Annotated in this window: 13 protein-coding genes and 1 pseudogene; 6 read left to right on the top strand and 8 right to left on the bottom strand. The window is 44.7% G+C overall.

The features are described from left to right. Positions 1-7 precede the first annotated feature (7 nt). Both BMX22_RS03675 and BMX22_RS03670 read right to left on the bottom strand, forming a co-directional pair. Positions 8-253: an ACT domain-containing protein gene (locus BMX22_RS03675; protein WP_074740749.1), complete on the bottom strand. Its 246-nt coding sequence runs from the start codon at positions 251-253 to the stop codon at positions 8-10. Between the two features lie 268 nt (positions 254-521). Next, positions 522-1,328: a HesA/MoeB/ThiF family protein gene (locus BMX22_RS03670; protein WP_074740747.1), complete on the bottom strand. Its 807-nt coding sequence runs from the start codon at positions 1,326-1,328 to the stop codon at positions 522-524. A gap of 28 nt (positions 1,329-1,356) precedes the next feature. Between BMX22_RS03670 and BMX22_RS03665 the strand changes: the two genes are divergently transcribed. Next, entirely contained in the window at positions 1,357-1,659 is a 303-nt protein-coding gene (locus tag BMX22_RS03665) for a rhodanese-like domain-containing protein (RefSeq protein WP_074740745.1), read from the top strand. A 359-nt stretch (positions 1,660-2,018) separates the two neighbouring features. Here the strand turns inward: BMX22_RS03665 and BMX22_RS03660 are convergent. Both BMX22_RS03660 and BMX22_RS03655 read right to left on the bottom strand, forming a co-directional pair. After that, positions 2,019-2,324 (bottom strand): annotated as a pseudogene (locus BMX22_RS03660) (YgjV family protein); the annotation flags it as partial. 51 nt (positions 2,325-2,375) lie between these two features. Further along, complete coding sequence (locus tag BMX22_RS03655; RefSeq protein WP_074740742.1) at positions 2,376-2,780, bottom strand: hypothetical protein; 405 nt, start codon at positions 2,778-2,780, stop codon at positions 2,376-2,378. A gap of 277 nt (positions 2,781-3,057) precedes the next feature. Here BMX22_RS03655 and BMX22_RS03650 point away from each other — a divergent pair, with 277 nt between their 5' ends. Continuing rightward, positions 3,058-4,392, top strand: a complete 1,335-nt coding sequence (locus tag BMX22_RS03650; protein ID WP_074740740.1) for an MATE family efflux transporter — start codon at positions 3,058-3,060, stop codon at positions 4,390-4,392. Between the two features lie 160 nt (positions 4,393-4,552). Here the strand turns inward: BMX22_RS03650 and BMX22_RS03645 are convergent, their stop codons facing one another. From BMX22_RS03645 to BMX22_RS03635, 3 genes are all read right to left on the bottom strand, one after another. Beyond that, positions 4,553-6,181 (bottom strand): recombinase family protein, encoded by a 1,629-nt coding sequence (locus BMX22_RS03645; RefSeq protein WP_074740738.1) that lies wholly within the window; start codon positions 6,179-6,181, stop codon positions 4,553-4,555. 120 nt (positions 6,182-6,301) lie between these two features. Then, the gene (locus tag BMX22_RS03640; RefSeq protein ID WP_074740736.1) at positions 6,302-6,526 is read right to left on the bottom strand and encodes a hypothetical protein; all 225 of its coding nucleotides are present in this window, start codon (positions 6,524-6,526) and stop codon (positions 6,302-6,304) included. A 763-nt stretch (positions 6,527-7,289) separates the two neighbouring features. Further along, entirely contained in the window at positions 7,290-7,655 is a 366-nt protein-coding gene (locus BMX22_RS03635) for a hypothetical protein (protein ID WP_074740734.1), read from the bottom strand. 260 nt (positions 7,656-7,915) lie between these two features. On the opposite strand from BMX22_RS03635, the gene BMX22_RS03630 reads away from it, so the two are divergent. The 4 genes from BMX22_RS03630 to BMX22_RS03620 all read left to right on the top strand — a co-directional run bounded on the left by BMX22_RS03630 (position 7,916) and on the right by BMX22_RS03620 (position 11,587). Next, positions 7,916-9,094, top strand: a complete 1,179-nt coding sequence (locus BMX22_RS03630; protein ID WP_074740732.1) for a DUF6076 domain-containing protein — start codon at positions 7,916-7,918, stop codon at positions 9,092-9,094. A 513-nt stretch (positions 9,095-9,607) separates the two neighbouring features. Next, positions 9,608-10,741 (top strand): protein kinase, encoded by a 1,134-nt coding sequence (locus tag BMX22_RS03625; RefSeq protein WP_074740730.1) that lies wholly within the window; start codon positions 9,608-9,610, stop codon positions 10,739-10,741. Between the two features lie 107 nt (positions 10,742-10,848). Then, the gene (locus tag BMX22_RS17035) at positions 10,849-11,136 is read left to right on the top strand and encodes a hypothetical protein (protein WP_413777950.1); all 288 of its coding nucleotides are present in this window, start codon (positions 10,849-10,851) and stop codon (positions 11,134-11,136) included. Continuing rightward, positions 11,117-11,587, top strand: coding sequence for an ATP-grasp domain-containing protein (locus BMX22_RS03620; RefSeq protein ID WP_413777949.1), 471 nt, complete (start codon positions 11,117-11,119; stop codon positions 11,585-11,587). The genes BMX22_RS17035 and BMX22_RS03620 overlap by 20 nt, the downstream gene beginning before the upstream one ends. Before the next feature lie 34 nt (positions 11,588-11,621). Here the strand turns inward: BMX22_RS03620 and BMX22_RS03615 are convergent, their stop codons facing one another. Then, positions 11,622-12,323, bottom strand: a complete 702-nt coding sequence (locus tag BMX22_RS03615; RefSeq protein ID WP_074740728.1) for an SDR family NAD(P)-dependent oxidoreductase — start codon at positions 12,321-12,323, stop codon at positions 11,622-11,624. Between the last annotated feature and the right edge of the window lie 7 nt (positions 12,324-12,330).

Raw genomic sequence — 12,330 nt, 5'->3', positions numbered from 1 at the left:
TCCCACCTCATATATCTGTTATCCGCACTCGCCTGACATTTTTTATTTTTCTGAGCCTTCTCGCAAGGATCTCGGTATCTGTTCTTATGTCAAGCTCAACATCTGCACGAAAATGAGATATCGGAACGCCACTGCTGTCGGGAGCAACATTTGCCGAATGAGCAATAATATTGCCGTTTACACGGCTCAATATCTTTGATATCTCGCCTACGAGACCTATTCTGTCAACGGAGATCACTTCGATCTTTTTCATATCATCACTCCTGTAAATAAAAATAGAGACATCTCTGTCTCCGCGTCCGAGCTGTTTATTTGCAGGCTGAAAAAACCTATGATACAACAGGCGCGGAGCAGTTTATTACATAATTATTCATTTTACACATAAAGTTGATCATAACAAACACCTCCGCGAATGCATACTTAATTGATATGTTTATACTATACCATAATATTCTTACAATGTCAATAGGTTTTCTGTGAATTAGTTATTGACAAAAGCTCGCAGCCGTTATATAATCGACTTATATAAGGCTGCAAGCCTGATGTTCCTCGTCAAAAAGCTCCGTAATTGCGGGCGAATCGCCGCAGACAGGACAAGCCGCCACTCTTTTCGGAAGCCTGACCTTTCGCCATTCTGCTTTCAGCCCGTCAAATACGAGCATACTTCCCGTCAGAAGCTCTCCCTGTCCCGTGATATACTTTACGGCTTCAAGAGCCTGCATGGAGCCGATTATTCCTGCCATTGCCCCGATAACTCCTGCTTCGCGGCAGCTCGGCACAGCGTCCTTCGGCGGCGGAGCTTCAAATATACAGCGGTAGCAGGGACCTTTGTCGGGTACATAAGTCATAAGCTGTCCCTCGAAGCGCAAAATACCTGCATGGCAGAATGGTTTGCGCCCGAGGACGCAGGCATCATTTATCAGAAATTTTGCAGGGAAATTATCGGTACCGTCAATTATGAAGTCGTAATCCCTGATAATATCGGCGATGTTCGCACTCGTGATGCGGGTCTCGCAGGCAATGACATTCACGTCGGGATTGAGAGCGTTCATCGTCTCTTTTGCGGACTGCACCTTCGCCTTTCCGACATCATTCGTGCTGTGGATTATCTGCCTTTGCAGATTCGACAGCTCGACTTTATCGCTGTCAGCAATACCGATAGTACCAACTCCCGCAGCAGCGAGATACATCGCGGCAGGTGCTCCGAGACCGCCCGCGCCTATGATAAGGACTTTTGCGGCAAGGAGTTTTTTCTGACCTCTCACGCCAATTTCTTTGAGAGTGATATGTCTTGAATAGCGCGAGAGCTGTTCGTCTGTAAGCGCCATATTTGACCTCCTGAAAGGAAATAATGAAATGAAAAGCATAGAAGCGGCAAAGATATCCGCACTTGATACAAAAAAAGTAACATTGCTCGATATACGCAGTAAAGAAGAATATGAGCTCAATGGTTTCAACGGCTCCGTGAATGTACCTTTTGATGAAATATCAACGGGACTGTCAAAACTGCCGAAGGACAAACCCGTGTACGTCCTGTGCAGAACGGGCGACCTCAGCGCAGAAGTAGCCGAGATACTCGAAGACAGAGACTATAACGTATACAATATCGAGGGCGGATATGCCGCATACATCGCACATCTTGCAAGCAAAAAAATGTGATGTATGACCGCCGTGTTTATTACTGCGGCAATTAAATATCAAAAACTGCGAAAAAGAATTACGTGGTCCGCGGCGAGACGGAGGGGGAGATCGTCCCCATGAAAAGAAGGCAGGCGAGCGGATAGCCATGTGCTGCCCTCTTCCGTGTTTTTCGCCTCAGCGCAGACCGACGAAATACTTATGATTTTCTATATCCAAAGCAATAATAAGTATAACATTGCCCGCTGATTATTTCAAGCAGCGCGGATATAGTATTTTTCTATAGGCAGCACCGCACAAAGGCTGTGCTGAAGATGTGCAGTCGTATCATCCGTCAGCTCACAAAGAAACTCCGCAGGGATTACCCTGCGGCTTGCTTGTTATGCTCCGTCACTTGCATCACGTTCAAGTCCATTCCACCCAAAACGGACAAACGATACAAGTATCGAAATGATAGTTATGGACTCGCTCACAATGCCTCCCAGTGAATACACGATAACATCATACGCCAGCCAGCACGGTGAAGCACAGACCAGATTTACCATGCGTATCTTTCGCGGACTGTCGGACCAGTAAGCGAATGTGCTCGTGACTGAGGCAGTAAACGCCAGCAGACTGACAGGTCCGTTCCATGTGAGTATCAGCACAGCAGCAAACAGTACAGCTATCACAGCAGGACACCACTTGCGCCGCCTGTTACTACGGCTACTTTGTTTTTGAACATATTATCGCCTCATTTAATAATCTATAGCTATACTTTTCGGTATCAGCGAATTATCCTGATATATACTAAATATCTTCCATACCAATTTCAGTGCCATTATATCAAACCCAGAAATAGTTTTCCAACAGTAAGAACTATTCTTGACCGTTATTTGTCCAGTATCAAAAAGAGTTTCATAATCAACTTCTCTTTTAACTTTTTTAATCATGAGTTCCTTTTTCCCGTTAGGAAATCGTTTGATTTTTTCGTGTATCTCGGGTTCAACAAAAGCATTTTTCTTGATTGTAATCAGACCACAGAATGATTCTTTAGCAAGCTCGTAATCATCGTTATTAAGATTGTAACAAGCATATTCATACACAACTTCAGCTTCATTTTCGTTTTTGATTCTACACCGTGCCGCATAACCCATACTCATTTCAAAATCACTCTTTCCTATAAGTTCAGTAACTCCATCTGTTCCAATTAAATGGCTTTATATAAAACAATAATACTCTTTTTCATTAATTGGCGACTACCTCTCCGCTCCAGTCAATAATCCCTGATAATTACATTCTATCATTTTATCTTCAATAAAGCAATGGTTTATCGCTGAAATAATTGAGAGGCTATATATCCGAGCAGTAATATTCGCTCATCCTTATTGAAAGCCGCATATATCTGTGCTATAATGTATAGGCTAAGGAAGTGCTTATATGGAAAAAGGACAGATAGATTTTGCAAAAGACAGCATATGGAAAATGATATTCAGACTTGCGCCGCCCGTCATGGCTGCACAGCTCATACAGGCGCTGTATAACATCGTTGACAGCTTTTTCATCGGCAGGTGCTCGGAGGAAGGACTCACGGCACTGTCCATAGTTTATCCCTTACAGCTTCTTATGATAGCTCTCGCTGTGGGTTCGGGAGTCGGCATTAATACCGCAATGGCATTCTTCTTCGGAATAAAAAAGGAGAAACGAGCCGCCGAGGCCGCAGGTGTGGGAACTCCGCTTGCATTTATGCTCTGGCTGATTTTTGCGCTGATATGCTATCTGATAATGCCGTTTTATGCGAGAATTTCCACGGATTCGGAGATGATACGCGCCGATGTGGTGCGGTACGGCAGGATAGTATGCGTATTCAGCTTCGGACTTTTCTTCGAGAGCATATGGACGAAAATACTGCAATCCAAGGGCAATATGAAGCTGCCCATGACAGCTCAGATAATAGGTGCGGCAGTAAACATCGTACTCGATCAGCTGCTGATATTCGGCTGGCTCGGACTGCCGAAGCTTGGGATAACAGGTGCGGCAATATCCACCGTTATAGGTCAGACAGCCGCCGCAGTCATCGTAATGAAGCGCGGATTCTACAAGCCCCCTGCGCTGAAAAAATACTGGGTGAACATAAGGAACATTTACAGACTGGGTACGCCGAATATCCTTATGCAGTCTGCGTACACCTTCTATATTTTCGGACTGAATATGATACTTGCCACATTCTCGGACCAGGCAGTGACAGTCCTCGGTCTTTACTACAAATGGCAGACCTTCTTCTTCATACCTCTCGGCGCGTTGCAGACCTGCATAGTCCCCATGATAAGCTTCAATTACGCTCAGCAGAACACAAAACGCTGCCGCAGTATCCTGTGGGACTCCTTCATCGCAGGAGCTGTTCTGATGGGAATGGGAACGCTGTGCTTCCTGTTCATTCCGTCCCAGATGATACGCTTTTTCTCCCACGACAGCGAAGTCCTGAGAATAGGTGTTCACGGTTTCCGCATAATCGGACTCAGCTTTGTGCCAATGGCAGTATCCCTGCTGTTTCCCGTGTTCTTTCAGGCAGTGGGAAGTCCCTTCAAAAGCTCCGTCCTCACAGTGATACGGACTGTTTTCCTGTTCGTTCCTCTGGGTTGGCTGTTCGCCCGATTCGGACTGTACTACTTCTGGCTGACATACCCCATAACCGAGATAATAACCTCTGCCGTTGGATTTGCCATGTTCAGCAGATTCGGCAATACTAAAACAACAATGCCCTGCAAGGTTTAAGCCTGCAGGGCATTGTTGTTTTGTGTATGGTTTACAATTCATATAATACTTCATGCGCGAATCTGCGCGCGCCCGCTCGGCGCTGGAGCTTGTGACGGGACTCGAACCTGCGACTACAGGTTGTCACATAGAGGAAACAGTCGTTTCCTCTATGCTTATTTTACGCTGCTTTCTTTGTAGTCTGATTCAAATTTCCCACGAATTTATAATATATCTCGACCTGCTGAAAGGTCTTTCCGTCAATGTCTTCTTTATGATGGACAAATATCTTATCAATGAACTCATTTATGATAATATCATCAAGCTCTTTGATGTCAGTGTACTTATCAATGACACTTGTAAACTTTTCTGTCTCGTCAGTTGTAAGCTTATATTTTGCAAGCTCTGATGACATTTCATTTACCGACTCATTCAGTTTGGACTGTTCATCTTCAAATCTATTTGACATCTGAACATAACGGTTATCAGGAATCTTGCCAAGAGCGTTATCCTCATAAAGCTTATTCAGAAGGTGGTCAAGCTCGGCTACTCTTCCCTGTGCCTCATTGAGCTCATGTTTCAGCATTACTATTCTTTTACTGCTGATACCGCTGCATCTGTTTTCAAGGAAGGCTCTGAAACCGTCTTTGTTTTTACGGTAAGATTTCAGCAGCCGCCTTATGTCCTTAAGCACAAGGTCATAGATAACATCGTAGTTGATGTAATGCGATGCACAGTATTCCTTGCCGTGAGTTTTGTACAGCCAGCATGAATATGCTCCGTGGTATGTACCGTCGCGGCGTTTCTTTTGCGAGTAGGTAAGAGCGTGACCGCAGTCTGCGCAGTACAAGTGTCCCGCAAATATTTGGAACTCTCCTGTCTTGGTAGCACGACGCTTAACACTCATCATTCTGTGTGCGCTGTCCCATAGCTCCTGAGAGATTATAGGCTCATGACAGTTCTCAACTATTATCCATTCCTCACGCGGGCACTTGACCTTCTTCTTGCTTTTCATCGACCTGGTCTTCTGTTTTCCATATACGAGCTTACCTAGATAGACCTCGTTTTCAAGTATCACTCGGATAGAAGTAACGTGCCAGTCGAATTCCCGTCTCCAATAATCCGATTTGAAGTAGTCGGGATTATGAAGATTAAAGTAAGCTATTGGTGTGAGAACTTTTTCCTCACGGAAGATTTTGGCAGTCTTATTGTAACCAATCCCCTGTGCTGCCATTCGGAATATCCTTCGTACTGTCTCAGCGGCAGGCTCGTCAATCACAAGGTGATGCCTGTCATTGGGATCGAGCTTGTAACCGAACGGTGGCTTTGAACCGATGAACTGACCGGCCTTTGCTTTAGCTTTCTTGGCTGTTTTGGTTTTAATAGATGCCTCCCTCGCGTAGTAATCATTCAGCACGTTTCGCATAGGGAACATCATATCGTTTTCATTCTTCACCGAATCATAGTTATCGCTAACTGCAATGAAGCGTACTCCAAGCTCATTGAACTTTTCGACGTACATTCCGACTTCAATATACGACCTTCCGAATCGTGACTGGTCCTTGACCAGCACCATATTAATCAAACCCTTTTTGATGTCCTCATACATTCTCAGGAACCCAGGGCGATTGAAGTTAGTGCCGCTGTATCCGTCATCATCGTACACTTCGTAATTATCTATTGCATGATCCTTGCAGTACTGCTCCAGTAATAATTTCTGCGAGCCAATGCTTACGCTTTCGCCCATTCGCCCGTCGTCGACCGAGAGTCTGCAATACAGCGCTGCTTTTTGGGGCTGTTTGTTTTTCATTATTACTCCTTTCTCAGCCGTGCAGCAGCTCCTTACACGGACAGTATACCACATATCCGCTTCGGAATCCAGTGCATTCGACTGATTTCGTAGGACTGAACAAAAAACGTTTTCCGGTTTTTATACCAACTTGCTCTCGGTCTGCTTTGCATCAACGGCAGGAGTTCCATACCCCCTCTCGAGCTGTCGGAGCATGAGAGCTCCGAGTAAATCTTCAGCTCTTCTCCTGCCAAGGAAAGCAGACCAAACACGATAGGTGACACCGTCAACAGTACAGTCGTGATGCAATACGGACTGTACCTCGGGATCTTCACTGCAATGAGTCTTTTCAAGGTTTATGCTCATACATCCGCCTCCTCTAAAACTATTCAATTCAAATTCACAGGTACAAAATCAAATCGTACCGTCTTTGCTGAGCCTGCGTGTTACCAGCCCAGACTTTTTGAGCATCCCTTGCGAGGCCTACTCGGTTTTTTATCACTCCTCTCACAGCGGCAATTATGCTGCTCAGACGCCTCCCATATCTCCCTAATCATAGCCTTTATCTGACTTTTTTCTCAAAAAAGACGCCTGCTTTTTTGAAATTCCCAAGGAAAGACGCCTCTGCTTACGTCACAGGAAATGCCGAATAATCGGCGGGCACTGCCCGTCCGATGTGGAATGGCGGGCGCAAATGACGCCAGCCTTTTTCCTGCAAACCAAAAAGGGGCACGGGTTCTCCCGTTTCAGTGGCAAAAGGAACGCCGTTTGCTATGCTTGCCGGTCTTGCGGACCGACCTCCGTGACTCCAACTTTTCGTTTCTTTCGATATCTGTATAATCCCCACACTCGCTCCACGTTGCGCGACGATCGCGTTCAACGCGAGCGGTGGGGTAACTATACTATTTCCCTTTTGAGGACGGCAAACTCGGGGCTTTCTGCGTGTGTTTCAGATAAACGCTCCTTATACGCTGCTGTCACAGATATTATAGCTGAAGAAAAAAGGCGCTTACTTGATTTATAATTATCATGTAATATATATCTTCCTTCTTCGTATTAGTATTATTATATATTATCTTGTATACTTAATATATAAGCCTATGACATCATGACACAGCCCCTATGACAATTAACTTTTAAACAGCAACGCCAACTCTGCGTCACGGAGCTTGTTTTCGTCCATGTCATAATTCAGGAATGCTACCTCGTATGAGTTCTCGACCTGACGCCCGTTGTCGGCGTAGTTGTTGTGTATGCGAATGATATCCTTCTGCGCAAGAGTTTTCAGTGCGCGCTCAACATTGCTCAATGACATCGCAGTGTCTCTTGCGATACCTGTGCGGCTTATGGTCGAACTTTTCTTTTCCTCGTCATAGTGACAGAGTAATTCCATCACCACCTTGAACTCGGCAGGCGTAGTGATGTTGAGATACTCAAGCGGAGAGTTGACGCCGTTAGAGTAGCTTGTGCAGTTAGTCACGTTCATGTTTTTCATCTACATCTTCCTTTCGCGTTTCGAGTTTATTCTTGTGATGTCAAGAACTGTCCGGACGTCTTAACTGCATTCAGTATACACCAGTCCTTGACAGAAGTCAATAGATGTTGTATAATAACTCTATCGCAGTCAATCTATAATCTATTTTTATGAACAAATTGTAAACTTTTGATTTTCACTATTTACTATGCGTTTTCAGAATAAAATCGCAGAGTTTAGCACTCAGAACAAACAGAACACTAATTCTGAAAGGAGACATTATGTTTGAGATAGAAGCGCACTACCATGACAGAAAGATATATCTCTCCGACGGCAGAACATATCCGCTCGGCGAAATACTTCTGCGCTATTTTTCGATGAATTCAACTGCTCTCGAAGACTTGTATAACGTATGTGAACGCGCAAAGGCAGAGTTGAACATCAGTTCCTTGTTCTGTCCTGCCGATATCGGAAAGCGCGCACGCGATATCGAATTCACATACGACAGCATCATGGACATTGCAGAAACACTTCCGCCCTACGACAAGAAACACTTCAAGCGCGGTCTCCTGAGAAATCTGTTCGCGTACTACCACGATATTTTTGACGAACCATTTTACGAAGACTCAGAATTTGATTCCGACGACTACAACGAACACTTTGTCAACGCAGAGAGCACTCCTGTGTCTTATGAGGAAATGTATATCACAGAAGATTTGAATGAGCTGCGAGCACTTGACGATTATGACTTCGACAGCAAGAAAGTTTTCAGCAACTATGAGAACAGAAAAGACGCCGCCGACTTCACAACCTGTATCGAACAGATGACAAACGAGTTCGCGGAATTTGTTTCCGACCTTATACGAGTTAGGAATGTTTTTATGCCATTTGCAGACAAGCTCTGCGACCATAACAACTATCCGTCCAATCAAAAGGTGATTGAAGTCTTTCAGCAATTCACGGAGAAGTGTTATTCAGAATCGCATTTCAATCTTGTATCAAGCGGCAGTATGTGCTTGGGACACACACTTCTTGACACGAAAAAATGTCCCATACTCTGTGAGACTTATCGTTTCACATCGCTGGGAGCCTTTCTGTATTTTGAGTTGTTCAAGTGCATCGAGGAAAAGTTCATGCCTGTCAAGTGCCGCAACTGCGGTCGCTGGTTCATCATGAAGCATACAACGTTTTCGCACTACTGCAAGCGCTTAATAAGCAGTAATCCACCGAAGTCATGCCGTGACAATGCTATGCGTCACAACTTCAAAGAAAAGATAAAGAATGATCCTGTCTGGGAGATATATAACCGTGCCTACAAGCAGCACTACGCTCGCTTCATGAAAAAGAAAATGAGCAAATCCGAGTTTGCCGAGTGGGGTGAGTATGCTATCCAGCTGCGAACTAAAGCTGCTGACGGCGAGTTGGAGATTGAGGAGTATCAGGAACTTATTAGGATATAATCAATCCTACTATCTCCTGATAATTAAACGACCCGACATGGTACGCATAGCTTAGAGGCGTGTCGGGTTCTGTTAAATGTATTATACCCTATCTATGTAAAAAAGTCAATAAGAACCGATTTCCGATTTTATAAGCTATAACTGATAAAAATCTAAAAAATCTATTGATTATCAGTTATAACTGTGATTAGTGTTACGAAAAAGATGCTCGATAACTTTTCTAAGTATTTTGTTTCTACGTATGAAATTGATTTCAGCAGAAACGGGATAAAACATGTGAACATAAGGGTCTTTCTTTTGAATGGCGTTTGACAATTTGCGATTTCGTGGTAAAACCGCTTAAAACAATTTGCGAAAATGGCTGCTGACAAAATCCAATTATGGATTTGTTGAAAGCCGCAGCGAGTTATCCGAAACTGTTTAAAATATAGCATAAAATTGTTTTAACAAAGCTCTTGATTAAATCGCTCTGTTGTGGTATAATAACTACACTAAACGAAAGGAGGCAGAGCCATGACTTACGAACTTAGACACTTTGATACTCCGCTGATGCGCTTCACAGCAACAGAAGATACAAGCTCACCCGAGATAGATATTCTCTGGGTAAATGAAGAAAAAAAGGCGTTGCTGCCTCTTGATATGACTATTGACGGAGACAGCGTTTCAAGTTGGCTGAGACACAGGACTATACCGAAGAATCGTGCATACGTCCACAGCTTTCTAAGTAAATGTGGACTAAATCTCAATCGCCCTATGAGCATACTCAACGTATCAAAAGGTTTGTCGCTGAACGACTGCTACTGGGTTGTTGAGGAAGGCTTTGAGGGCAGCTTCTCGCAGTATAATCTGTATGAGAACAGGTTCAGCCGAGTGCTGGGACTTATCGCATTCACTGGCTATGGCAGCTCTGTGAGAACATCTCTTGCATCATGCCCAGAGTTCACAACTAATGGTATGCTGCCTAAGTGTTGGCGCAGAGAAAATGGTATTATACGACTTTACAAGGGTGGAACGAGCGGAGCTTCCAACACGGGGAACGAGCCATATTCAGAGTTCTATGCCGCTCAGATAGCAGATGCTCTTGGTATCAACGCTATCTCCTACGGACTGTCAAAATGGCAGGGAGAGCTGTGTTCCACCTGCGAACTGTTCACAAGCAAGGACTACTCGTTTATGCCGATAGGCAGACTTGTCAGCAAGGGCGGAATGAAAGCTGTTCGCGAATATTACGAGTCGCTGGGCGAGGAGTTCATAGCCGCACTTGATGATATGCTGGTACTTGATGCGATAATATGCAACGTGGACAGACATTTCGGAAACTTCGGATTTCTGGTGGATAACCGCACAAACAAGATAGCTGCTCCTGCGCCGCTGTTCGACCACGGCAACTCACTGTTCAATCTTGCAGGCAGGGACGATATTGTCTCCGATAAGGCACTCAGTGATTATGCGGATACGCTTGTGCCGTGCGTGTATGACGACTTCATCGGCACTGCTAAACATGTGCTCAGCAGCAGGCACAGAGAAGGACTTCGCCGCTTGATTGACTTCCGCTTTAAGCGCCATTCAAGATATAATCTCGACAGCAAGCGTTTGAAGCTGATTGAAGAACAGATCCACAAGCGAGCAAAGGAATTGCTGAAATAATCGTTTAATAAGTATAATAGCCGCAGGGAAAACTGCGGCTTGCTTTTTCATATTGCAAAATCTGCTTTCGTGTGCTATAATGAGAAAAAACGTCAGGAAGTGATAATGTGAAAGTATATATTCAATCCTATGAAAACGGTATTCCGCATAATTATAATTTTATGAACGCCTATCAAGGGTTTTATGAAATGGGATTTGAATTAGTACCGTTTCATGATAATGACAAATTTCAAGAAAGCAATAAAGAAGATGTCGTGGTCGGATATGTTGGAACGGTAAGAGCACGGCTTGCGGATTTTGGAATTATCACTCCTGAAATGGACTATCCCGACGAACTGCAAAAATATCTTGGACGTAAGATATGGCAGACAAAAAATGAACGAAGTAAACAATAATCCGGATTGTTGGCCTGTATTTGTTAAACCGCTTGAAGATAAACAGTTCACGGGTGTTGTTGTTCGTTCTCCAAAAGACCTTATCGGCTGTGGAATCCAAGGTGTTAATCAAGATGTTTACTGCTCCGAAATCGTAAAATTTGAAGCAGAATGGCGATGTTTTGTAAGATACGGACATATCCTCAGCGTAAGACCGTATAAAGGTGACTGGCGTAAGCACTATGATTACAGAGTAATTGAAAATGCTGTAAAGGAATTCAAATCAGCTCCCGCAGGCTACGCTATTGATTTTGGACTAACCGATGACGGAAGAACATTACTTATTGAGGTTAATGACGGTTATGCACTCGGATGCTACGGATTGTTTTATATAGACTATGCAAAATTGTTATCCGCACGCTGGGCTGAACTTACCGGAACAGAAGACGAATGTGCTTTTGATATAAGATAAAGAAAAGACCGCAGAATCAACTGCGGCCTTTTTATCATTTCAGCTCCCAGCCATTATCGCCGTGATATATCATCAGCTTGGTCATACCGCCGTCGATACAGATATTCTCGCCTGTGATGAAGCCTGCCTTGTCGGAACAGAGGAACATCACCATATTGGCGATATCCATTGGTTCTCCCACACGTCCGCAGGGTTGCTGATAAGCGTCGGGGCCGTCATAAACCTTGTAGGACGTATCTATCCAGCCCGGGGAGATGGAGTTCACGCGCACCTTTCCTGCAAGACTCACCGCAAGAGCATGAGTGAGGGCAGCTATACCGCCCTTAGCCGCCGTGTAGCTCTCGGTCTGAGGCTGGCTCATACGATCACGGGAGGACGAAATATTGATGATACTGCCGCCCTTGTTGAAGTGCGGCGCGAAAAGCTTCGACAGGTAAAAGGGCGCAGTCACACCGACTGACAGCGCGTACTGGAACTCCTCATAGCTGCACTCGTCAACACCCTTCATCAGCGGCAGAGCGTTGTTCACGAGGAAGTCGATGTGTCCGTGCTGAGCTATGACCTGCTGTGCGAATTCTTCAAGCACGGTCTTGTCGGAAATATCGCCGACGAAGTGGTCTCCCTCCGCTTTGTCGATAATGCACACCGCCGCGCCGTTTCTGCGGAACTCCTCGGCTATGCACTTGCCTATCCCGTTTGCGCCACCTGTTACTACGGCTACTTTGTTTTTAAACATTTTTACA

It is taken from the genome of Ruminococcus sp. YRD2003 (genome assembly GCA_900109435.1).
GTDB lineage: Bacteria > Bacillota > Clostridia > Oscillospirales > Ruminococcaceae > Ruminococcus > Ruminococcus flavefaciens_G.
The sequence above is the reverse complement of the archived record's forward strand: the minus strand, read 5'-3'. Positions and strand labels throughout refer to the sequence as shown.

Coding starts and splice junctions, on each gene's coding strand:
- BMX22_RS03675 (WP_074740749.1), bottom strand. CDS start 253: ATGAAAAAGATCGAAGTGATCTCCGTTGACAGAATAGGTCTCGTAGGC.
- BMX22_RS03670 (WP_074740747.1), bottom strand. CDS start 1,328: ATGGCGCTTACAGACGAACAGCTCTCGCGCTATTCAAGACATATCACT.
- BMX22_RS03665 (WP_074740745.1), top strand. CDS start 1,357: ATGAAAAGCATAGAAGCGGCAAAGATATCCGCACTTGATACAAAAAAA.
- BMX22_RS03655 (WP_074740742.1), bottom strand. CDS start 2,780: ATGAGTATGGGTTATGCGGCACGGTGTAGAATCAAAAACGAAAATGAA.
- BMX22_RS03650 (WP_074740740.1), top strand. CDS start 3,058: ATGGAAAAAGGACAGATAGATTTTGCAAAAGACAGCATATGGAAAATG.
- BMX22_RS03645 (WP_074740738.1), bottom strand. CDS start 6,181: ATGAAAAACAAACAGCCCCAAAAAGCAGCGCTGTATTGCAGACTCTCG.
- BMX22_RS03640 (WP_074740736.1), bottom strand. CDS start 6,526: ATGAGCATAAACCTTGAAAAGACTCATTGCAGTGAAGATCCCGAGGTA.
- BMX22_RS03635 (WP_074740734.1), bottom strand. CDS start 7,655: ATGAAAAACATGAACGTGACTAACTGCACAAGCTACTCTAACGGCGTC.
- BMX22_RS03630 (WP_074740732.1), top strand. CDS start 7,916: ATGTTTGAGATAGAAGCGCACTACCATGACAGAAAGATATATCTCTCC.
- BMX22_RS03625 (WP_074740730.1), top strand. CDS start 9,608: ATGACTTACGAACTTAGACACTTTGATACTCCGCTGATGCGCTTCACA.
- BMX22_RS03620 (WP_413777949.1), top strand. CDS start 11,117: ATGAACGAAGTAAACAATAATCCGGATTGTTGGCCTGTATTTGTTAAA.
- BMX22_RS03615 (WP_074740728.1), bottom strand. CDS start 12,323: ATGTTTAAAAACAAAGTAGCCGTAGTAACAGGTGGCGCAAACGGGATA.